We start from the raw sequence: 23,716 nt of genomic DNA, 5'->3' as shown, positions 1-23,716 counted from the left end.
GATCCTTTGTCTCTTTGAATCTTAAAATAAAAATAATGAGTAGTAAAACCTCTGAACCTTTGAACCTTTGCCACTCTGAACCTATAAAAATGAAAGAAATAAAACTATTTTGCCCAGCAACTATTGCGAATCTTTCGTGTGGATTTGATGTGCTTGGGCTTTGCTTAGACAATGCGGGCGACGAAATGATTGTTCGAAAAGTCGCTCAGAAAGGAGTCCGAATTACTAAAATTGAAGGAGCCAATTTGCCTTTAGAAACCGATAAAAATGTTTCAGGGGTTGCGGCTCTGGCGATGCTGGAAACTTTAGACGAACTGGATTTTGGTTTCGAAATCGAAATTTACAAACATATTAAAGCCGGAAGCGGAATTGGAAGCAGTGCTGCCAGTTCTGCCGGAGCGGTTTTTGGAATCAATGAGCTCCTGGGACGTCCTTATTCCCGTAAAGATTTGGTACAATTTGCCATGCAGGGTGAAAAACTAGCCAGCGGAAATGCGCATGCCGATAATGTGGCTCCTGCCCTTTTGGGCGGTTTTACGCTCGTAAGAAGTTACGCGCCCTTAGACATTATTCGAATTGACAGCCCCGAAGAATTGTTCGCTACCGTGGTTCATCCTCAAATTGAATTGAAAACTTCGGATGCGCGCTCGGTACTAAAACAAAACGTCTCACTCAAAAGTGCCATCATGCAGTGGGGAAATGTAGGCGGGCTTGTAGCAGGCTTATACACCAAAGATTACGATTTGATTGGAAGATCGCTTCATGACGAAATCGTTGAACCTTTAAGAAGTGTCTTGATTCCGGGATTTGATCAAATCAAACAAACGGCGCTTGAAAACGGTGCTTTAGGCTCAGGAATTTCAGGTTCTGGTCCTTCGATTTTCGCTTTAAGCAGAGGAAAAAATACCGCCGATCAAATCGCCAAAGCCATGAGCGATGTTTATAAAAAAATGAATTTGCCATATGAAATTCATGTTTCGAAGATTAATCCCGATGGCGTGAGGATTCTTTAAAGCAATAAATAATTTAGAATTAAAAAAATATAGAGATAGATTGTCAGACTGAGCGAAGTCGAAGTCCACGCCTAGTTTGTCATTTCGACGAAGGAGAAATCACACCAATGATGACGCACTGTTGGCGAGTTCCTAATGTGATTTCTCGTTCCTCGAAATGACAAGATTGTGGAATTACCTATTTAGCCCAGACTTCGACTTCGCTCAGTCTGACAAAAAATACGATTAAAACGAATTGAATAAATTATATGCAAGGCAAAAAAGCTTAAAGCTTACTGCCTAAAGCCTAAAGCAAAAACAACAATGAAATACTATAGTTTAAACCATAATGCTCCAAAGGTTTCGTTTCAGGAAGCCGTAATACAAGGACTTGCGAGTGATAAAGGATTGTACTTCCCCGAAAACATCACCGCTTTAGACGTCTCCTTTTTTGACACCATTGAAAATTTAAGCAATGAAGAAATTGCTTTTGAAGCTATCCAGCAATTCGTTGGCGACGAAATTCCCGCTTCGACGTTAAAAGAAATTATTGCCGAGACTTTATGTTTTGATTTTCCGGTGGTGAAAGTCGAAAAAGATATCTATTCCCTGGAATTATTCCACGGCCCAACCATGGCTTTTAAAGATGTTGGAGCACGTTTTATGTCACGCTGTCTGGCCTATTTTAACAAAGACAAAAAAGACAGTAAAAACACTGTCCTTGTAGCTACTTCCGGAGATACCGGGGGTGCTGTTGCCAGTGGTTTCTTGGGCGTTGACGGTGTAGATGTCGTGATTTTATATCCATCAGGTAAAGTCAGCGACATTCAGGAAAAACAATTGACCACTTTAGGACAAAACATTAAAGCCCTTGAAGTTGACGGAGTTTTTGATGATTGTCAGGATATGGTCAAAAAAGCGTTTTTAGATGAAACGTTAGCACATAAAAATCTGACTTCGGCCAATTCTATCAATATTGCGCGCTGGTTACCGCAAATGTTCTATTTTTTCTTTGCTTATAAAGCTTTGAAAAGTCAAAACAAACCGTTGGTTTTCTCTTGTCCAAGTGGAAACTTCGGAAACATCTGCGCCGGAATCATGGCAAAAAGATTAGGATTACCCATCGAACATTTTGTAGCGTCTACCAATGTAAACGACACCGTACCCCGATTCTTAGAAAACGGAAAATACGATCCAAAACCTTCAAAAACAACAATTTCAAACGCTATGGACGTTGGAAATCCAAGTAACTTTATCCGAATTCAGGAATTGTATAACAACGACTTAAAAGCTTTCGAAAAAGACTTCTCTTCATATAGTTATACCGACGAAGAAACACTTATTGCTCTAAAAAATATTTATACCACAGACGGCTATATTGCAGAACCACACGGTGCTGTTGGCTATTTAGGTTTGAAAAAAGAATTGGAAAAACACCCCAATGCAATTGGTATTTTCTTAGAAACAGCACATCCTATCAAGTTCCTGGATGTGGTTGAACCCGCTTTAGGAATTACACTTCCTATTCCTGCTCAAATTGAGAGTGTTATCAATGAGGAGAAAGTTAGTGTGAAGATTAAGAGTTATGAAGAGTTGAAAGCCTTTTTGGGGTAGTTTCATCTCTTTATAAAATTTTAAAGCCACAAATTACAGAAATTTATTTTACCGTAATTTGTGGCTTTCTTTTTATAAGTTTCTTATGTTTGATTTAGAATTAATTAATGTAAAAAATATATAAATGCTAAAAAAAATAGTTATCCTATCGATATTAACCTTAATCTCTTGCAATAAAACTGAGCCAACTCATAAAGTTCAGAAAAACCAAATCCCAGAAGCCTTGCAAGAACAAACAACTATAAGTATTGGAAGATATCGAAGCCACGATGATTTATCTGAAGAAATTTATCAAGAACTTGTAAGTAATTCTATTGAACTGAAAACCTTAGAGAGTGAATTAGAAAAATTTAATCCAAAAGACACTTTAAATCTATTTGATAATTATAATGAAAAATCAGAAGATTATTATCGATACGCAGATAGTAAAGTAAATCTAATAAGAGACACCATTTTAAAAAACAAAATACTTAATGTTTTAGAAAAAAGTAATGAAAAATACATTCAAAAAACAACTGAACTAAACCAATTACTCAAAACAATTTATCAAAAACGTAAAGCTATTAGTGATTATCATACGGCCTTAAAAATTATTCTGACAATTCCGGTAATGGAAAAATATCAGAATGAAAATATCCCTAAGAAATCCTCATTCGAAAAGGTCATTAAGAATCAAAACGCATTGATTGAGAAAATAATAAAGAGCACTCCTAAATAATATAACTAATGGCAATCTGGCAATATCTTTTAATTGTAGTTCCTCAAAATTCAATTGATAGTAACTATAAATGCATTTTCAAAAATAACAAATCAGATTTTTTACCTCCTACAAATTCTTTATGGAAAAATTTCAATGGTGATATTTCTTCGATTATTTCTGAACTTGATCAAATTATTCCAAAAGCTGACTGGAACGATGAAACTTATTTAAGCTGGAAAGGAAATGCAGATAATGATGAAGATAATGATGCCTGTATCTGTTTAAGTGCCGATAAATCCAAAGTTGAAGAATTTCAGTTTCGAATTGATTTAAGAAAGGAATCAAATATTATAAAAGTCCTTCAATCTATTCTAAACCTCTGCAAAAAAAATCAATTTGTTTTAATCGATTTAAAAGGAGCTATTTTTCAACCACAATTAGAAGATATTCTTAAAAGTATCAAAACTTCAAATGCAACATCCTTTCTCACTGACCCAATAAAATTTTTAGAAAATTTAAGTCAAAACACCTCCAATGAAAAAAGAACATAAACTTATACTGGACCTAATAGAATCTTATTTAGAAAAAAATCCAAGTCAAAGATTTGGACAAGCGCTTTTTAATCTTGGCGTAAATGAATTTCAGGAAACTACTGATCCGAGAAATCCGAATTACAACATAAGAGATATTCATGGCGACAGTGACTTAAATATCGTCGAAAGAATTAAAACCCGTTTGGCTTATTTTGAATCACAAAAAAAATGAAATATAGCAATTTGTTTCTCATCGGGCTAACAATCGCAACAATTTCGGCTAAAGCCATTCTACCCTATTCGATCTTTTTCCTTTTTCCCCCAGCTGAAGCTGGAGGCTATTCAAAAAAATCTGAAAAATAAACCTTAAAACAGGTCAATTCAATTGCCCTCAGCTTCAGCTGGGGGTTTTGTATTCAAAATAAGAATTGGGCTTTAGCCAAATGACATTGAGCGGGAGGTCATTCAAAAAAAACATGCACATCCCTACCCTGCACCATCCTTCCTAAAATTACCTGGTCTATCCTAAAAATTAAAAATCATCACTTATTATTATTTTTATATCTTTAAAAACTCTAAATATTTACCAGTTTAGAGCATTGAAATCCCATCATTAAAACAACTCTCTATTTCTATGAAAAAAACACTAATTACATTCCTTCTGGCTGGATTTTTTGCTTCCTATGCTCAGGAATCAAAACCAAAAGCTCCCCAAGCCCCTGCAAAAGAAGAAAATTCGCCTTCTAATCTTACTTTCAATCCGGATTCTAATGTCATCACAAATCATACGACTACCATAAAAGGACAAAAAGTTCCTTATAAAGCCACAACGGGTACGATGCCGGTTTGGGATGAAGACGGAAAAGCCATTGCCGGATTGTTCTATACTTATTATGAGCGTTCGGATGTAAAAGATCAGACTTCGCGTCCTTTGGTTATTTCATTTAACGGTGGTCCGGGTTCTGCTTCGGTTTGGATGCAGATTGCTTATACAGGGCCAAGTTTGTTGAATATTGATGATGAGGGCTACCCCTTGCAGCCTTACGGAATAAAGGAAAATCCGTATTCGATCTTAGACGTTGCTGATATCGTTTTTGTTAACCCTGTTAATACAGCCTATTCAAGACCTACCAGCAAAGACATTCCTACTACAAAATTCTTTGGTGTAAATGCCGACATTAAATACCTGGCCGACTGGATCAATGGGTTTGTAACCCGCACCAATCGCTGGGCTTCACCAAAATACCTGATAGGCGAAAGTTATGGTACTACCCGCGTTTCGGGATTAGCGCTTCAATTGCAAAACAACCAATGGATGTATCTTAACGGAGTGATTTTGGTTTCCCCAACTGAATTAGGAATAACACGCGGAGTCGTTTCTGATGCTGCTCTTAAATTGCCTTATTTTGCAGCTACTGCCTGGTATCACAAGATGCTTCCTCCTGATCTGCAAAACAAAGATTTAACTGATATGTTACCCGAAGTTGAAGATTTTACCGTAAATGAGCTTCTTCCTGCATTGACCAAAGGAGGCTCTCTGGACGAACAAAAAAGAAAAGAAATTGGTGCTAAAATAGCACGTTATTCAGGTATTCCGGAGAAAGTAATCCAGCAAAACAATTTAGATGTTCCTTACGATTATTTTTGGAAAGAATTATTGAGAGATAAGGGCTATACGGTAGGAAGACTTGATTCCAGATACAAAGGAATTGACCGCAAAGATTCAGGCGAAAGCCCTGATTTTAATGCCGAACTTACTTCCTGGTTGCATTCGTTTACACCGGCCATCAATATGTACTTGCGCAACAATCTGAATTACAAAACTGATTTTAAATACAATATGTTTGGCTCTGTGCATCCTTGGGACAGATCTAATGACAGAACAGGAGAAAACCTGAGACAAGCTATGGCACAAAATCCATATTTGCATGTAATGGTGCAATCCGGATATTATGATGGTGCATGTGACTACTTTAATTCTAAATACGATTTATGGCAAATGGACCCAAGTGGAAAACTAACCGGTAGAATGTCATGGAAAGGGTATAGAAGCGGTCATATGATGTATTTAAGAAAAGCAGACTTAGAAGCTGCAAACGAAGACATCAGAACCTTTATAAAACAATCCTTACCTAAAGCCGGGCAACCTGCAAAATACTAAAGATGAGGCTAAAGCCATCTTCTAATGCAATTTTCTTGTCTCCGGCTAAAGCTGGAGGCAAGAAAAATTTTTTAAAATATACTTTATAATTACAGAACACATTTCATGATCTCAAAAGCAACATTAGCCGATATTCCTGCTTTGAATATCTTAATCAATTCAGCATATCGAGGCGAAACCTCTAAAAAAGGCTGGACGACCGAAGCCAATTTATTAGAAGGAAAAAGAACCAACGAAGAAGAATTGACCCAAACAATTCAAAATCCTAAGAACACAATTCTGAAATATACGGAGAATAATACCCTTATTGGTTCGGTTTTACTAGTCGAAAAAGGACATCAATTGTATTTGGGAATGTTAACGGTTTCACCGGAATTACAAAATAGCGGTATCGGAAAAAAGATGCTGTCGGAAGCCGAAAATCATGCAAAAGCTTTAGGATTGTCAAGTATTATCATGACGGTGATATCGGTTCGCGAAGAGCTTATTGCCTGGTATAAACGTCATGGCTATGTTGATACAGGCGAAAGAGAAGCTTTTCCTGAAAGCGAGATTCACGTTACTATTTCAGAGAATCCTCTGGAGTTTATTTTCTTAGAGAAGATTATTTAGTTTTATTTGTTTCAAGTTTCAAGTTTAATGTTTAATGTTTCAAGTTTCAGGTTTCAAGTTTCAGGTTTCAGGTTTGAGAGTAAAAGCTAAAAAAACTTAACAACTCAGCACCTTAGGACCTTAGTACCTCATAAAAACCTTTGAACCTTTGTTATTATCCCACTCTGAACCTCCAATAATAAAAAATGAACCTACACCTTTTACCTAAAGAAAATAGTAAAGCCTCTGTTTGGAGTGGTGGATTGACCTACGAATATATGATCTATCCGAAAACAGCAAATTATGCCGATAGAGATTTTACATTCAGAATAAGCAGTGCCACCATAGAGAAAGAGCCTTCAGAGTTTACCCAATTTAAGGGCTATCATCGATACTTGGTTATGCTTGACAACCAATTACATGTTGAGATAAACAAAGAAAAAAAAGAATATAAACAATATGAAATCATGGAATTTAATTCGGATGATGAAGTGACTTCTTATACAAAAGGCATTGACTTTAATTGGATGGTTTCTGAAAAAACATCCCATCACAAGCTGAAAGTAACAGATGGCAATCAAAGTTGTAATGCTCAAATAGTACTTTTATTTTCGTTACATACAGCAGTTATCAAAATTAATGAGAAATCATACGATCTAAAGTCTTATGATTTGTTGGTAATTGAAAATCCGGAAAAGGAAAATATAACACTTCACTTTTCTGATAAATGTCTGTTTGGGATATTGGATTTTTAATCCCGGAATGAATTTAACCGCAACGTTAGCGAAGGGTTACGCAAAGATTCGCAAAGTTTTTTTGGTTGGTACAGCATATGCTCGCAAAGACGCGAAGACGCAAAGTTTATGCTTCTTGCTTCTTTCTTCTTGCCTCTATTTTTCAAAACCACACTACAAAAAAAACTTAACCCCTTAGAACCTTAGCAACTCCTCTTAATCTTCGATAAAAATTCATGTGAAACCCCAAGATAAGAGGATAAATTTCGATTATTGATTTTCTCCGCCTTGTGCGAATACCGTGCTATAAACTCGAGGTATCTTTGCTTTGAAGTTTTGTTTAGTACATCAATAAGTCTCTGCTGAATGGCAATATTGGCCCTTTCAACCATTAAAATGTGAAACTGAATCAACTTGGGTACCTGTTCAAACAAAAGCGCTTTGTTGGCTTTACTAATCACTAAAATCTCGCTGTCTTCAATCGCTTTAATATTATAGGTGGTTGGTTTTTGATGATAGAAACTTTCGAGATCGCAGATCCACTCGTTTTCGAAAGAGAAGAAAATGACACTTTCGGTACCATTATCATTTAGAATATACGTTTTGAAAGTACCTTTTAAAATAAAACCTTCATAAGAACTGTTTGAATCCTGAATCTGCAGAAATTCATTTTTTTTAAGTTTAATAAACTTTACTTTTTCCACCACCAAATTCCATTCTTCGTCCGTTAACGGAATCTTGCGCTCAATACTCAATCGTAGGTTTTTATACATGTGGTTTTTACTTTTTATTCTTACTCAGGGGCGTAAGTATGTGAATGAATGAAAAATAATGTAATCGATTACGCAAAAATATACTTTTTTGTAATGTAAAGGTTACTGCGGGCACAATTAATAGTAAAATATTTTCAAAACATTGAACAAGTTCAACTTTTTTCATACTAATTATAAGCAGATTTGCACTATTAACTATTTAACCAAACTTAATTATTATGAAATTTAAATCAACATTCTCAGCGTTTTTACTAACGCTGGTTCTCGGTTTTGCAGCCTGTAATACCGAAGAAATTGCAACACCACAAAGCAGTGAAAATGCTCTTTTAGAAACCACCACAACTGCCTCAGGCAATTTGACGGCAAAAATTGGAAACTGTGCTCAGGTTCCCGGATGGGCTTCTCAAAATGGAGGAACGACTGGTGGAGGTACATCAGCAGAAGAAGTAGTAACGAATTATGCTCAATTGAAATCGGCTATTGAAAACAGTGCTGTAAAAGTGATCAAAGTTAGTGGTACAATTACGGTTACTACAAGATTATCACTACAGGACCAAAGCGGTAAAACCATTTACGGTGCAAGCGGTGCAAAACTGGTTTCTACCAATCAAACGAAAGATGGTTCGGGTATCATCAACATCAAAAGATGCACGAATCTAATTATCAGAAACCTTATTTTTGAAGGACCCGGAGCTTATGATACAGATGGCTGGGACAATGCTATTTTAGATGATTGTCAAAATGTATGGGTGGACCATTGTGAATTCAGAGATGGAGTTGACGGAAACTTCGACATCAAAAATAAATCAGATTACATTACGGTATCTTATACAAAATTCGGTTATTTAAAAGCTCCCAAAGCCGGAGGTCCCGGAGGTTCTGACGATCACAGGTACTCTAATTTGATTGGTTCCAGTGACGGTGCAACTGCCGATCGCGGAAAATTAAGAATCACTTTCGCTCGCTGCTGGTGGGCTCCTGGTTGCAAAGAAAGAATGCCAAGAGTTCGTTTTGGAAAAGTACATCTGGTAAACAACTTCTTTAACAGCACGGTAAGTAATAAATGTATTGCGGCAGGTTTTGAAGCTAATTTAAATGTAGAAAGCAACGTTTTTGAAGGTGTAAAAACTCCAATCGATCTAATGAGCGGTTTTACTGCTGTTACAGCAACGGACAATGTTTTTACCAATACAACCGGAAATCAAGCCGGAAGCGGCACTGCTTTTACTCCACCCTATTCGATCGTAAAATTGAACAAAACTGCTGTTAAAGCTGATATCTCTGCCAATGCAGGAGCAACTTTAGGCGGCAATATCTGCGGGTCCTTTTAATTAGAAATCCAACTTAGTTTTTTTTACCACATAAATTTTTTAAGCCTGTCAGGCCGTTAGCCTTACAAATTCTTAAATTATTTATGTGGTTGTTTTTTTTATTGGCAAAACAGTAAAGAAAAGACAAAGAGTATAAAACCTTTGCCACTCTGAACCTTTGAACCTTTGAACCTCTCCTAAAGAACTAATTCTTCAAATAATCTTTGGATCGTTTTTTCTAAATCCTGACACAAACCCGGATGTGGCCTTGAGGTTTGTATGGCCGAGCTTCGAATTGCGGTCAACCATCGAAAACGTTCCGGAATATCAAATGCAGCGATCGGTCCTCCATCTTTAGTACCCCTAACAATTTTTTCTAATGACGTTAAATTACATTCTAACTGTTCGATGTCAAAATCGGCAGAAAGAGCTTGTATTCTTTCTTTATTCAAACGAAAAAGAACCTTTATAAATTTGCTTTTTTTGCAAAACAAAATGATTCCGATATTCAGAAACTCTTCACGTTCTACTCTAGGCACCACGCGAATTACGGCATACTCATATAAGTGACTATCTTGCATTTTGTGCCTGGTTTACAAAGATTTCTGAATGATTTAATCGGGTCTGCAAAAACTGTAAATATACGTTGCGCAAGGTCTCCGGCGTTTCGTCGGTATCTTCCCATTGCAGCCATTCCAGCGGAATTGTGTTTACGATTTCTTCTAGTATTTCCGGTGATAAAAGCGCTTTAAATTCGGCATCAACTTCCTTTAAAAGTGACGCTTGTGGCAATAAAACATGGTCTTTAATCAAAGCAAACGGGCTTTTGGCATGCTGTTCCCAATTGTTCCAGGAATGATGGAAATACAAACATGCACCATGATCAATTAACCATAATTCTTTATGCCAAATCAGCATATTTGTATTTTTGAAGGTACGGTCGACGTTTGTAATATAAGCATCCAGCCAAACAATTTGCGAAGCCAGTTTGGCATCTACAGTTGTAACAACAGGGTCGAATGTTATCGCTCCCGATAAAAAATGAAGCGCCAGATTTAATCCCTGACTTCCTTGCAGTAAATCCTGAATTTCTTCGTCGGCTTCCGTTCTTCCAAAAGCTTCATCAAGATTGGCGAAAACCAGCTCCGGCAATTTCAGTTTCAAAGCTTTGGCTATTTGTCCGCCTACCAATTCGGCGATCAAAGCTTTTACGCCATGACCGGCTCCTTTGAATTTTAAGACGTATTTAAAATCGTCATCGGCTTCTGCCAAAGCGGGTAAGGAACCGCCTTCGCGCAAAGGCGTGATGTAACGGGTAACATTTACCGTTCTCAGATCAAAAGTATTTTTCATAGATACAAACTTACTGATTTTTGATTGCAGATTTTAAAGGTAAGATGTGAAATGTGAAATGTTTGATGTGGAATGTTTGATACCGTAATGTAGCAAACCCGACAGGTTTTAAAAACCTGTCGGGTTTAGAGTGTTGCTTTAGTTGGATAAAAAGAGCCATTGGCTCGACTAGATATTGTAAGACCGGATTTTAATCCGGTTTCAAATGCATACCTCAAATTTAAAGAGCCCTATAGGGGCGACACATTTTAAAAAATTGAAAACTAATATCCTCGTCATAACAAACCGTTATCAAACCCGACAGGTTTTAAAAACCTGTCGGGTTTAGATGTTGACAATCTAAAAACCTAATGCTCTAAAAACAAAAAGGCTTTCCCAAGATTTTCGATGATATCTGATGCTATAAACGACTGGTAACCGGTTTCTGGCAGTGTAATATCGGCGGTTAATCCGTGAAGGAAAACACCCAATTTTGCTGCATACTTAGGTTCATAGCCCTGAGCCAATAAGCCTGTAATCATTCCGGTGAGAGTATCTCCGCTTCCGGCAGTGGCTAAAGCTACATTTCCGGTCGTGTTTTCGTAGATTTCAGTTTTGATGATGATATAGGTCGGTGCTCCTTTCATGACCATAATAACTTTGTATTTTTCTGAAAAAGCAATCGTCTTTTGAAATTTTTCGGATTCCGAATTCCACTTCCCAATTAAACGTTCCAGTTCTTTGGGATGTGGTGTGAGAATCGTGTTTTCGGGAAGCAGTTCTAACCAGGAGAGGTTTTCCGCCAGAATATTCAAAGCGTCGGCATCCAGTACTAAAGGAGATTTATTAACTCTTAGAAATTCAAATAAAGCCTTTTGCGTACCCAGCTCCTGCCCGATTCCCGGACCTAGTCCAATGGCCTGAGGCAGTAACGGAAGATGAATACTAGTCATAAAATTGGTGTTTTCATCGGTAAGCACCATCACTTCGGGAATCGAGATTTGCAGAATTTGATAACCACATTTGGGTATAAAAGCAGTTACGAGTCCACAACCCGATTTTAAGCAGGATTTTGAGGCCAAAACCGCTGCTCCCATTTTGCCATAGCTTCCCGCAATTATAACCGCATGCCCCTGAAGTCCTTTATGTGTCAACGGATTTACCGGTTTGTAGAATTTCAGAATCTCTTCTTTTGTGATTAAAAATGGATCTTTCATCGAACTGATTTAATGTCTTAAAGTTACATAAAAAATGAAGAAAGAGACACTTCATGCAGCCCTAAAATTCAGATTGTATTACCGCTGTGCTGTTTCTCTTAATCCCTAAAAAACAAAAACACAACAGGCTGCCCAAACTAGAGGATATTGCTACGTATGCATAAATTAGGCAAGAATATTGCGAATTTTAATAATTTAGTATATAAATCTTCGGTATTTTTTAAATAAATTTGCGACACAATTTTATAAAACAACACAATGAAAAATACTGCGCTTACGCACATACATGAGAGTTTGGGAGCGAAAATGCTACCTTTTGCCGGTTATAATATGCCCATTACCTATGAGGGTGTAAATGCTGAACACGAAACAGTTCGCAACAGCGTGGGCGTTTTCGACGTTTCGCATATGGGAGAATTTTTACTGACAGGCCCAAATGCTTTGGCTTTGATTCAAAAAGTAACTTCAAACGATGCTTCAACTTTGACTATTGGAAGAGCACAATATTCTTGTCTGCCAAACAATGAAGGTGGAATTGTAGATGATTTGATTGTATATAAAATGAAAGAAGAAGAGTATTTACTGGTTGTAAATGCTTCAAATATCGAAAAAGACTGGAACTGGATTTCTTCACACAATGATTTGGGTGTTGAAATGAAAAACCTTTCTGATGACTATTCTTTACTGGCTATTCAGGGACCAAAAGCGGTTGAGGCTATGCAGCCTTTATCTTCTATAGACCTTGCAGCTATTACTTATTACCATTTTGAAGTAGCTGATTTTGCTGGTTTTAGTGATGTAATCATTTCTGCAACGGGTTATACCGGTTCTGGTGGATTTGAAATTTACTGCAAAAATGCTGATGCCGAAGCTATTTGGAAGAAAGTTTTCGAAGCGGGTGCAGCTTTCGGAATTAAACCTATCGGACTGGCAGCACGTGATACTTTACGTCTTGAAATGGGATTCTGTTTGTACGGAAACGATATTAACGATACCACTTCACCATTAGAAGCAGGATTAGGCTGGATTACTAAATTCACTAAAGATTTTACCAATTCAGAAAATCTGAAAAAACAAAAAGAAGAAGGTGTTAGCCGCAAATTAATTGCTTTTGAAATGCAGGAGCGTGCAGTACCAAGACACGATTACGAAATTGTAGACGCTTCGGGTGCTGTAATTGGTATCGTAACTTCAGGAACAATGTCACCTTCTATGAATAAAGGTATTGGATTAGGATATGTAACCGTACCTAATAGTGCTGTTGACAGTGATATCTTTATCCGAATCAGAAAAAATGATGTAGCTGCAAAAGTGGTCAAATTACCTTTTTATAAGAAATAATATTCCATCCTAATATTTTAAAAATGCATTACTTACAAGTGATGCATTTTTTTTTTAGTTTTTTTTTGCCACAGATTAAAAGGATTAAATTGATTCTTTTTGATTCTAATGAATCTATAGAACGTAACAAGTTTCATCGTCAAAAATTCCGGTACGATTAGACATAAAAAAACTAAACAAATTCGTGAATTCGTGGCAAAAACTCTCCAGAATAAAAATCATATGAATGTAAGAATTTTTAGAAAAGTATAGCCTTTTATGAAAAAATAAGCGTAATTTTAATCTGAACGAAGATTTCCATCTATGAAAAAAATTGCACTGGCATTGATGTTAACCACAAACTTTCTGTTTAGTCAAAGTAGTGACCCAACCTGTGAAATAGTCAACAAAATAAATGCAGTTATTCAGGAGGAACATATCAGACCTAAACCGGTAGATGACAGTTTGTCGATTTTCGTATTTGATAATCTGATTAACGAATTGGATCCCTCCCGAAATATTTTTTTCAAAACGGAATACGATAAAATGGCCGAAAAATACCGTACCAACTTAGATGATTTTATTCTAAGTAACGATTGTAGTTTTCTCGCCGATATTACTTCCAAATACAAAGAAGGGCTTTTGAGAACCAAACAGGTTCTCGAAAAAATTCAGGCCAACCCTATTGATTACAACAAAAACGATACGATACGATTTTATAAAAAATCATTTCCTTTTTACCTGAAAAAAGAAGATATCGAAAAAGTATGGCTCAAAAAAATCCGCTATCAGATTTTGGACGAGATAGCCGAAACAAGTGATAACTTAGATTCGATCAAAGCCAATTTCCAATCTATCGAACTCAAGTCAAAAAAACTAATTCTGACAAACGAGATCTGCCGAATTAACACGTTACTGGAAACGAATACCAAACAGGAGGAAAAGTTCTATAATTTCTTCTGTACCTATTTTGATCCGCATACGGCCTATTTTAGTGACGATTCTAAAACGAGCTTTGTGGCCTCACTCTCAAAAGAACATCTTTCATTGGGAATGACCGTGAATCTCAATGAAAAAAATGAGATCATTGTAGCCGAAATTGATCCTAATGGTCCTGCCTATCAGACGGGGCAGATTAAAAAAGGCGATCAGATCATTTCGATATCCAATCAAAAAGAAACTTTGCAGGTTTCCTGTGCTTCGCTGGAATCCATCTCGACTTTGATTTTATCGGAATCCAATAAAAGCATCACACTAACCTTAAAACGAAATTCAGGCAAAAGCTTTGATGTTTATATCGAAAAGAAGGTGATGAAAGACGAGGAGAACTCTGTTTTCAGCTTTATTATTGGGAAAGACAGTAAAATTGGGTACATCAAAATCCCAAGTTTTTATGCCGATTTAGAAGGTAATAGCCGTAAAGGCTGTGCCGATGATGTGGCACGCGAGGTTATAAAACTCGAAAGAGACGATATTAAAGGACTGGTAATCGACCTGATTGACAACGGTGGCGGATCGATGGAAGAAGCCATAAAACTGGCAGGAATGTTTATCGATTACGGGCCGCTTTCTATTGTTGTAGACCGCAATCAGGGGAAATCGGTTATCAATGACCCGTATAAAGGATTGATTTATAAAGGTCCGATTGTAATATTGGTAAACAGCAACACCGCTTCTGCAAGCGAATTTTTCTCCACGATATTACAAGATTACAACCGTGCTTTATTATTAGGGAGTAATACGCTTGGAAAAGCTACGATGCAAACCATTCTTTCGCTTGACGAAACTAAAAATACCGACTTTTTAAAAATCACCATTAATAAATTCTACAGAGTTACAGGTAAAAGTCACCAATATATAGGCGTGAAACCCGATGTCGTTCTTCCGGAATTTTACGAAGATGTTTATCAAAAAGAAAGTGATTTCCCTACTGCCATTAAAAATGATAGTATCACACCGTTCTTAAAGTTCAAACCTTATGTAAAGCGCGTGCTGATCGACAAACTGGCCAAAAACAGTACAACAAGACTGGCCGACAATTACTTTTTTAATAATATAAAAGAAATCAATCAAAAAATTGACCAGCTGGTCAATAAACCAAAAGCAGAAATTCCGATGACGCTGGAGGCTGTTTTCAAACAAAAGAAAATCGTAAATTCTCTTTGGAAGGAAATCAATACTTTCAACGACGAAAACAATCCGTTAGATGTTTACAATTCAACGGTAAACCAGTTTTTACTCGGAGTTTATCCCAATGATAAAACCATCAACCAGTACCAGATCGACAACCTTAAAACAAATCCGTATTTAAATGAAGCGGTGAATGTTATTAATGAGTTTAATACTTCTAAATAACTTTTTTGTTTCAGGTTTCAGGTTTCACGTTTTTTGGTTCACAAAAGACCAATTTGTAAAACGAGATGCCCTTTTGTTTCATGGGTACTAACCACCTGAAACCTGAAACTTGAAACTTTTTTAACTTCTAAGTCCTAACAATCACTAAAAAAGAATACGATTGATTTTGGAAAAATAAGGAATAACCGTATTTTTGCCTCACAAAACTAAAAATTAGAAATGGGAAGAGCGTTCGAATTTAGAAAAGGAAGAAAAATGAAACGTTGGTCGGCAATGGCCAAAACATTTACCCGAATCGGTAAAGATATCGTTATGGCTGTTAAAGAAGGTGGCCCAAACCCGGATGCCAATTCTAGATTAAGAGCTGTAATACAAAATGCAAAAGCTGCTAACATGCCTAAGGACAATGTGGAGCGTGCGATAAAAAATGCAAGTAATAAAGATACTGCCAACTATAAAGAAATTCTGTTTGAAGGATACGCTCCTCACGGAATTGCGATTTTAATTGAAACAGCATCTGACAACAATAACAGAACAGTAGCCAACATCAGAAGCTATTTTAATAAATGCAACGGAACTATGGGAACTCAGGGTTCAGTTGAATTTATGTTTGACCATACTTGTAATTTCAGAATTGCAAAAGGTGAAATCGATGCTGAAGAATTAGAGTTAGAACTAATTGATTTTGGTGCTGAAGAAGTTTTCGAAGACGAAGACGGAATCTTAATCTATGCTCCTTTTGGAAGCTTTGGAGCTTTACAAAAAGAACTGGAAAACAGAGGTCTTGAAATTTTATCTTCAGGTTTTGAACGTATTCCTCAAATTACAAAAGAGCTTACCGAAGCTCAAATTGCGGATGTTGAAAAACTAATCGAAAAAATCGAAGAAGATGACGATGTGATGAACGTTTATCACACCATGAAAGAAGAGTAAATACTTACATTTTTATAGTATAAATCAAACTCCTGAGCAATCAGGAGTTTTTTTTTGCCATAATGTGGAATCCCGTAAAGAATAAAGTCAGAGATTGTTTATGTTTGGCAAAAATTTAACAAAACTAACATTTGATAATCTAATGAACATAAAGAAAAGGAGCCTATTACTTTACGGCTCTGTCCCTGAAATCTAATGTTATGAAAAGAAAAGTTGCAGCCTCAAAACGATTTCTTTTCTGTTAAAATCACCTCTATTTGGGTGCCCCTGAATAAGTTGCTTTAGATCCGCTTACGCGTCACTATATTGCTTAATACCAACCAAACCTACTAAGACTTGAAAAAAACTACTCTTAAGTTATTTCCTTTTATCGTATGTATTATTTTGTTTTTAGTTAGCATCAATTGCTTTTCTAATACGTATACCGATACCATTACCAATTCAAAGAAGGTTTTTATTTCTAAAAATTTTCCCAAAGACGATGTTGGTCTTCTCAACAATTCGCTGAGTTACTACCAGGCTCCCGAAAGCGAATTCACTAATGAGTTTCTAAAAAAGAATTTTCCGGTTTCGCAGGAAACCAATAAAGATCGTGATCTGGCCATGTCCGTTTTTAAGGAGATTGCTAAAAACGATAATCTTACTGATTTTTTAGAGCCCAAAAAATTATCCATGCTGCCTCTTGGTATAAAGAAAACCATCGGAGGAATTCAGTACATGTTAGGAATCAGCAGCGCCAAATTTACTCCGCAATACACGGAGCTTACTGCTTTTGTAAAAATCGTAATTCCACAGAAAGATTCACTTGGAAGACCTAAAGAGTTATTCTTTGGGGCTAACGGTATTAAACTTTCGCACAAAGGTGGATTGGTTGGTGCCACGAACCTGGTTTTACTGGGAGACGTTCCACTTAACATCAATGGTCCGAATTCGTTGCTTATTTTAAGAGGAGGCATGGAAATGTCTACCGGACTTGTAGAAAAAAAGACGTATGTAACGATTGACTGTAACGGTTTCAAGGAACTTGGAATTACCGCAGACGTTGAGTTTTCAAGAAATTATCTAGAACCCGTCGATGATCAGTACAAGCTTATTCCCGCTCCTACCCGCGTAACAGGTTCCTTCAAGACAATAGTATCCAACTGGAATGATATACTGATTGAAATTTCATTACCCAAATTTCAACTGACGTCTTATAAGGGCAAAGGACCTGCCTTTGAACTAAATAATGCCGTAATCGATTTGAGTGACATTAGAAACTCTGATAAAATCGAATGGCCCGATGCCGATTATGTCAAAGATTATCTGGTACCAGGCAATGAAAATTTATGGAGAGGTTTTTATGTAAAATCTCTGAAAGTTGTATTACCGGAACAGTTCAATAAAAGAGACGAAAACAAAAGGGTCAAATTTGAAGCCGCCAATCTTTTAATTGACCGAATGGGGGTTTCCGGAAAATTCATCGGTGATAATGTTTTTAGCCTTAAAGAAGGAAGTGCTTCCGGCTGGCAGTTTTCATTAGACCATATCGAAATGGAGTTCCGTGCCAATTCCCTGACAGCAGCCGCTTTCAATGGTGAAATTGTTTTACCCCTTTCTTCGGAAGATAACACCCAGTGTGATCCTAAATCAAGAGGAAGGTTAGCGTACAATGCGATCATAAACCCTGTAGACAACGAATATATCCTTAAAGCTGATGTAACCAACAATATTTGCTTCCAGGCTTTTAAATCAACGGCTTCTTTAGAAAAAAACTCCTATTTGGAATTAAGGGTAAAAGACGGTAAGTTTTTACCTAAAGCCGTTCTTTACGGAAGTTTAGCTTTAAAAGGCAGCAATAAAAATACTACTGCAGCCGAACTGGCTGCCTCACCAATTAAATCTTCTGAAACCACTAATGCTGATGGTGAGAAAAAGGAAGCTCTTAATTTTAAAGGAATCATCTTCCAGAATTTAACCTTACAAACAGTCGTGCCTTACCTAACGGCTGATTATTTTGGTTACAAACACATTCAGGAGAAAGATGCCGCGGTTAGTAATTTCCCTGTAACCATCAACGAAATCTCTTTGGTTGCTACCGATGTATCTGCAAGTCTGAAAGTAGACGTTGCCATTAACATCATGCAAAATCAGTTTAGCGGTCAAACCAAATTTTATGTGATTGGATCGTTCGACAGAGAAAAAGGAATTCAAAAATGGAAATACGAACGTATTAAGTTTGAGGAAATAAAAGTTGCTGCCGACTTAGGAGGTGTAAAATTCAAAGGAAGTATTACCATAATGGACAATGATCCGGTTTATGGAAATGGTTTCAAAGGAAGTGTATCGGCCGATTTTACAGGAGGTATCAAAGTTGAAGCCAATGCTATTTTTGGATCTACAACTTTTAGATACTGGTATGTGGATGCTATGGTGGACAATTTAAATATTCCTGCCGGAGCGATTACTTTTAAAGGTTTTGGTGGTGGTGCCTACTACCGCATGAGAAAAGACGGATTCAGTTCTTCTTTTGTGGCATCCAAATCAAATTATGTTCCTGATGCCGAATCAGGATTAGGGGTTAAAGCCATGATTAAGTTTGCAGGTACTGCCACAGCCAATGCATTCTGGGGAGGCGCCGGTTTTGAAATTGCCTTTAATAATAATTCCGGTATCAACAGAATTAGTATTTACGGAGAAGGCCATATCATGCAGCCGTTTGAAATTCCGGGAGCGGAAGAGATAACAAAAGCTTTAAAGACAGTTACCGAAAATGAATCCATAATGGGTCAGATCGCAACAGAAGCCTTAAAAACAAGCAATTTATCGGCAGCTGCAGAACAACTTTATCCAAATGATGTAAAAAACAGTATGGGTATCAACGCCTTTGCTGCGATAGAATACGATTTTAGAGCCAAAACATTACACGGTACATTCGATTTATACATTGACACTCCGGGAGGTTTCATACAAGGACGTTCTTCAGGAAACAGAGCCGGTTGGGCCGTTTTACACTTCGGACCAGACAAATGGTATATCCGTGCGGGTAATCCTACCGACCGATTAGGTATAAAAATAGCTATTGGATCTATCGAAGTAGAAGCCGGAGGTTATTTTATGCTTGGAGATGATATCCCGGGCAGTCCGCCGCCACCGGATATTGTGGCCCAACTTTTAAGAGTTGACGTTGCCAAACTGAATTATATGCGCGACGAAAACAGCATTGCTTCAGGAAAAGGATTTGCCTTTGGTGCAGATTTTAGCATTAAAACGGGGAACTTAAGTTTCTTAATGTTTTACGCCAATTTCCAGGCCGGATTTGGATTTGACATCATGGTGAAAGATTATGGAGAAGCACAATGTAAAGGTTCGGGGCAAATTGGTATAAACGGTTGGTATGCCAACGGTCAGTCCTATGCCTATATGCAAGGGGAACTTGGAATTAATATTAAACTGTTTTTTATACGAAAGAAAATATCCATTATAAAAGGTGGAGGTGCCGTTTTACTACAAGCCAAATTACCTAATCCAGTATGGATTCGAGGCTATATGGCGGGTGAATTCAGTCTGCTTGGTGGTGCCGTGAAAGGTAGTTTCCGTTTCAAACTTGAATTTGGAGAACAATGCGAATTCATATCAGCGAATCCGTTAGAAGGCTTAAAATCTATTGCCGATATTACTCCTGCTCAGGGAACAAAAGACGTAGATGTCTTTACCGTACCTCAGGTTGGATTTAACATGCCGGTCGATAAAAACTTTAACATTGAAGGAGATGACGGGGTTAAAACCTACCGACTCAAACTGGAAGAATACACCGTCAAAAAAGCCGGAGTTCCGGTAATTGGTTCGCTAAGCTGGAACAAAACAAGTGATTTGGTAAGTTTTAATTCATTTGAAATATTACCTGAGAAATCAGAATTAACCTTAACTGTGAAAGTAAGCTTCCAGGAATACACCAATGGTGCATGGAAAACGATTATGGATCAGGGTCAGGTTGCAATGGAAACAGAAACCCGAACTTTTACCACAGGTGTGGCGCCAAACAATATTCCGGTAACTAATATTGCTTATAGCTATCCTGTTTTTGATCAAAAATATGTTTATCAAAACGAGAGTAAAGAAGCTTATGTAGTGCTAAAAATAGGACAGGCTTATTTATTTGACCTGAAACCGGGACAATCTCAAAAAGCATACTATAAAACCGGAACTAAAACAGGAAATGGGGCTATAAGCTACAATACGGAGTTAAAAAAGGTAATCGTTAGTATGCCTGCTTTAGAAAACGTAAAACCATATAATTTATCCTTAATGACGCTTGAAACGGTAAAAGACGCAAATGCAAACCTGAGTGAAAGTTTTGACAAACAGGATCTTGGTACAAATGCCAATGTAGAAGTTAAAAGCAATAAACTGGCTGAAACGCTAACAGGTGGTCAGGGTATTGAATTGCTGCAGTATAATTTCAATACCAGTCAATACAATACTTTTCAGGAAAAAATGGCTGCTAAGAAAGCACGTAAAACGCACATAGAAATCATTGAGGCCGATATTCATGCCTTGCATGCAGAAAGCACCGCAACTGAAGCTTTTGATGAAATTGAAATCGCCGGTACACCTCAATCAATGAACATTCCATTGGTAAGTGTTGAAGCCGTGTTAGACGACAGTTATTTTAAAAATGATATTTATCCATTGATCTATAAGGGGTATCCTCTTGAAGCCGATTTAACTTTAAACCGAAACACGAGTATTCTAGGAAATCCGCCGGTTAAAGGAATGGAAATCATCACCTCTTACCTGGCTGATTTAATCAATAATCCGAAAAGTCCTTATTTAAGAGACAGGTTGCCGTATCGCTACAACCAGCCTTTTTACTATAAAGATGATTTTATAAAAATTCAGTATAAAGTAGTCAATAAATATGTGAACAGTCAGAATAGGGCTATGATTGACAAGTACAACTATATCATAACCGGAAGATTTCCGATGATAAAAGACGGTACTTATAATGTCAGACTAAATTATATTCTGCCAGGCGGACAGGCTGGAACCAGTTCAATTTTTACATTCAATAAAACAAATTAGCATGAAGCTTAAATTTTTAATTCTCCTTACTTTTATCATCACTGGTACGAACTATGCACAAGAGAAAAATGCCACGGGAGAATCGAATCCAAACGAAATAAAATCGGAAATACAAGTTATAGCCAGAGTGCAAAAAGACAGAATTCTGTTGCGATGGGCGGTCAGCAATGCGATAGCCTGGAAAAAACTGAATGCATACGGGTACACCGTAGAGCGTTACACCGTTACCCGAAGCAACAAAACTCTGGCAACTCCTGAAAAGGTGGTTTTAGTGAGTGCCTTAAAACCGGAACCACTGGAAACCTGGGAAAAACTAATTGAAAAGAATGACAATGCCGCTATTGTGGCACAAGCCATTTACGGAGAAAACTTTTCGGTTACCGGAACAGACAAATTAGAGAACATCGTTAACCTTTCGGAAGAGAACGAGCAAAGGTTTACTTTTGCCTTGCTAACTGCTGACAGGGATTATGAAATTGCCAAAAAAGCTGGTCTTGGATTTGAAGATAAAACGGTTAAACCAAACGAAAAATATGCCTATCGTGTAATTTCAAATGTACCTGAAAAGGAAGCTACTATTTCGTATGGCGGAATCTTTGTGGGATTAGAGGATTATCAGCCCCTTCCAAAGCCGATGGATTTTACTGCTCGCTTTACGAACAACAGTGCGATGTTAAGCTGGAATTTTAAAATACTGTCGCATACCTATGCCAATTATTTTGTAGAGCGCTCGTCAGACAAAAAAACTTTTGAAAGAATTACAGATAAGCCTTATACCAGTTTAAATCAGCAAAACACCAACAACAGTCAGATTTTCTATGTGGATTCGATTGCCAACAATAAACCGTACAGCTACAGAATTCAGGGAATTTCTCCTTTTGGTGAGCTAGGTCCCTATTCGCAGGTTGTCACCGGAAAAGGTGTCGAAATCTTAAAATATGTTCCGCATCTTACGGTGAAGGAATTTAAGGATGAAAACACCGTTACCTTAACCTGGGAATTTCCGAAGGAAGGAGAGGATGACATTACAGGATTTGAATTAAATCGTTCCGATACGGATGATGATGGTTATAAAACGGTGATAAAAAACATCCCTGCCAAGAGCCGCACAGTGACGTACAACAAGCTCTTATCGACCAACTATTTTACCATTACGGCCCTTGGAAAACAGGGCAACAACAGAACTTCATTTGCTATGCTTGTGCAGCCGGTTGATTCTATCCCGCCTTCGAAACCACTTGGTTTAAAAGGGGTAATAGACAGTTTGGGAGTTGTAAAACTAACATGGGATCCGAATAAAGAAAAAGATTTACTGGGCTATCGTATCTATAGAGGAAACACTGCTGAAGAAGAACTTACGCAGTTAACCGTAAGTCCTAGTGAGCCAACCTCTTATCAGGACAAAGTGCTTGTTAAAAGTTTGAATAGTAAAGTATACTACAAAGTTATTGCGGTAGATTATCATTACAATATGTCTGATTTCTCAGATGTTTTAATTCTTAAAAAACCGGATGTAATCCCTCCTACTTCACCTGTTTTTACCAGTTTTAAAATTAAAGAAGGTTCGATTTTTCTCGAATGGGTAAACAGCCAGAGTGAAGATGTGGCGGTACACCAATTGTACAGAAAAGAAAATGACCAAAAGGACTGGACGCTGATTTTGGAAACTAAGAACAAGGAAGAAAAGTTTCAGGATAAAACGGCTGTTGAAGGGAGTACGTATCGCTACGCCATTTTTGCTAAAGATGAGAGCAATTTAGTTTCTAATCCTTCACCGGGATTAACCCTATTTGTGCCTAAATACTCTGTTATGCCAGCGGTGAAAGGCTTCTTTGCCCAGCCCAACAAAACGACAAATACGATCGATTTATCATGGGATTACTCGAACAATGAGGTCGATGGTTTTGAAATTTATAAAGCTTCAGATAAAGATGCGTTACAACTGATTCAGATTGTGACCGGGACTACCCGATTTTTACCTGACCCGACTATTACAATTAATACCACATACCAATACGGTATCAGAGCAACATTTAAAGATGGAAGAACCTCTAAAATGGATTTTTTCACTGTAAAGTTCTAAGTAC

The 23,716-nt window shown here is 37.3% G+C and carries 18 protein-coding genes; 14 read left to right on the top strand and 4 right to left on the bottom strand.

The features are described from left to right. The first annotated feature begins 89 nt into the window (after positions 1-89). The 8 genes from OLM61_RS15560 to OLM61_RS15525 all read left to right on the top strand — a co-directional run bounded on the left by OLM61_RS15560 (position 90) and on the right by OLM61_RS15525 (position 7,346). Entirely contained in the window at positions 90-1,013 is a 924-nt protein-coding gene (locus OLM61_RS15560; protein ID WP_264526391.1) for a homoserine kinase, read from the top strand. A gap of 303 nt (positions 1,014-1,316) precedes the next feature. Beyond that, positions 1,317-2,606 (top strand): threonine synthase, encoded by a 1,290-nt coding sequence (gene thrC / locus OLM61_RS15555; RefSeq protein ID WP_264523542.1) that lies wholly within the window; start codon positions 1,317-1,319, stop codon positions 2,604-2,606. A gap of 124 nt (positions 2,607-2,730) precedes the next feature. Then, a complete protein-coding gene (locus OLM61_RS15550; RefSeq protein ID WP_264523541.1) occupies positions 2,731-3,324 on the top strand; it encodes a hypothetical protein in 594 nt (197 codons plus the stop codon). Between the two features lie 8 nt (positions 3,325-3,332). Further along, entirely contained in the window at positions 3,333-3,857 is a 525-nt protein-coding gene (locus OLM61_RS15545; RefSeq protein WP_264523540.1) for a hypothetical protein, read from the top strand. Continuing rightward, complete coding sequence (locus OLM61_RS15540) at positions 3,841-4,071, top strand: hypothetical protein (RefSeq protein ID WP_264523539.1); 231 nt, start codon at positions 3,841-3,843, stop codon at positions 4,069-4,071. The genes OLM61_RS15545 and OLM61_RS15540 overlap by 17 nt, the downstream gene beginning before the upstream one ends. Before the next feature lie 402 nt (positions 4,072-4,473). Next, entirely contained in the window at positions 4,474-6,000 is a 1,527-nt protein-coding gene (locus OLM61_RS15535) for a S10 family peptidase (protein ID WP_264523538.1), read from the top strand. Positions 6,001-6,105: 105 nt separating this feature from the next. Further along, a complete protein-coding gene (locus tag OLM61_RS15530; RefSeq protein WP_264523537.1) occupies positions 6,106-6,612 on the top strand; it encodes a GNAT family N-acetyltransferase in 507 nt (168 codons plus the stop codon). Between the two features lie 185 nt (positions 6,613-6,797). Continuing rightward, the gene (locus OLM61_RS15525; protein WP_264523536.1) at positions 6,798-7,346 is read left to right on the top strand and encodes a HutD family protein; all 549 of its coding nucleotides are present in this window, start codon (positions 6,798-6,800) and stop codon (positions 7,344-7,346) included. Between the two features lie 182 nt (positions 7,347-7,528). Here OLM61_RS15525 and OLM61_RS15520 read toward each other — a convergent pair whose 3' ends face one another. Then, complete coding sequence (locus OLM61_RS15520; RefSeq protein ID WP_264523535.1) at positions 7,529-8,098, bottom strand: Crp/Fnr family transcriptional regulator; 570 nt, start codon at positions 8,096-8,098, stop codon at positions 7,529-7,531. Positions 8,099-8,316: 218 nt separating this feature from the next. Between OLM61_RS15520 and OLM61_RS15515 the strand changes: the two genes are divergently transcribed. Next, positions 8,317-9,429: a polysaccharide lyase family 1 protein gene (locus OLM61_RS15515; protein WP_264523534.1), complete on the top strand. Its 1,113-nt coding sequence runs from the start codon at positions 8,317-8,319 to the stop codon at positions 9,427-9,429. A gap of 176 nt (positions 9,430-9,605) precedes the next feature. On the opposite strand, the gene OLM61_RS15510 is transcribed toward OLM61_RS15515, so the two are convergent. From OLM61_RS15510 to OLM61_RS15500, 3 genes are all read right to left on the bottom strand, one after another. After that, positions 9,606-9,989 (bottom strand): DUF3037 domain-containing protein, encoded by a 384-nt coding sequence (locus OLM61_RS15510; protein ID WP_264523533.1) that lies wholly within the window; start codon positions 9,987-9,989, stop codon positions 9,606-9,608. Continuing rightward, positions 9,979-10,761, bottom strand: a complete 783-nt coding sequence (locus OLM61_RS15505) for a HipA family kinase (RefSeq protein ID WP_264523532.1) — start codon at positions 10,759-10,761, stop codon at positions 9,979-9,981. The genes OLM61_RS15510 and OLM61_RS15505 overlap by 11 nt, the downstream gene beginning before the upstream one ends. A 347-nt stretch (positions 10,762-11,108) precedes the next feature. Next, entirely contained in the window at positions 11,109-11,957 is an 849-nt protein-coding gene (locus OLM61_RS15500; protein ID WP_264523531.1) for an NAD(P)H-hydrate dehydratase, read from the bottom strand. Between the two features lie 258 nt (positions 11,958-12,215). Between OLM61_RS15500 and gcvT the strand changes: the two genes are divergently transcribed. The 5 genes from gcvT (at position 12,216) to OLM61_RS15475 (ending at position 23,712) form a co-directional block, all read left to right on the top strand. Next, positions 12,216-13,298 carry a glycine cleavage system aminomethyltransferase GcvT gene (gcvT, locus tag OLM61_RS15495; protein ID WP_264523530.1) on the top strand — a complete coding sequence of 361 codons (1,083 nt, stop codon included), beginning with the start codon at positions 12,216-12,218 and terminating at the stop codon, positions 13,296-13,298. 303 nt (positions 13,299-13,601) lie between these two features. Then, entirely contained in the window at positions 13,602-15,632 is a 2,031-nt protein-coding gene (locus tag OLM61_RS15490; RefSeq protein WP_264523529.1) for a S41 family peptidase, read from the top strand. 219 nt (positions 15,633-15,851) lie between these two features. Further along, positions 15,852-16,565, top strand: a complete 714-nt coding sequence (locus OLM61_RS15485) for a YebC/PmpR family DNA-binding transcriptional regulator (protein ID WP_180909594.1) — start codon at positions 15,852-15,854, stop codon at positions 16,563-16,565. Positions 16,566-16,901: 336 nt separating this feature from the next. Next, positions 16,902-21,629, top strand: a complete 4,728-nt coding sequence (locus OLM61_RS15480; protein ID WP_264523528.1) for a hypothetical protein — start codon at positions 16,902-16,904, stop codon at positions 21,627-21,629. 1 nt (position 21,630) lies between these two features. Next, positions 21,631-23,712: a fibronectin type III domain-containing protein gene (locus OLM61_RS15475; RefSeq protein WP_264523527.1), complete on the top strand. Its 2,082-nt coding sequence runs from the start codon at positions 21,631-21,633 to the stop codon at positions 23,710-23,712. The last annotated feature ends 4 nt before the right edge of the window (positions 23,713-23,716 follow it).

The sequence above is a fragment of the Flavobacterium sp. N502536 genome (assembly GCF_025947345.1).
Classification (GTDB): Bacteria; Bacteroidota; Bacteroidia; order Flavobacteriales; family Flavobacteriaceae; genus Flavobacterium.
This window is presented reverse-complemented; position numbering and strand designations above follow the sequence as displayed.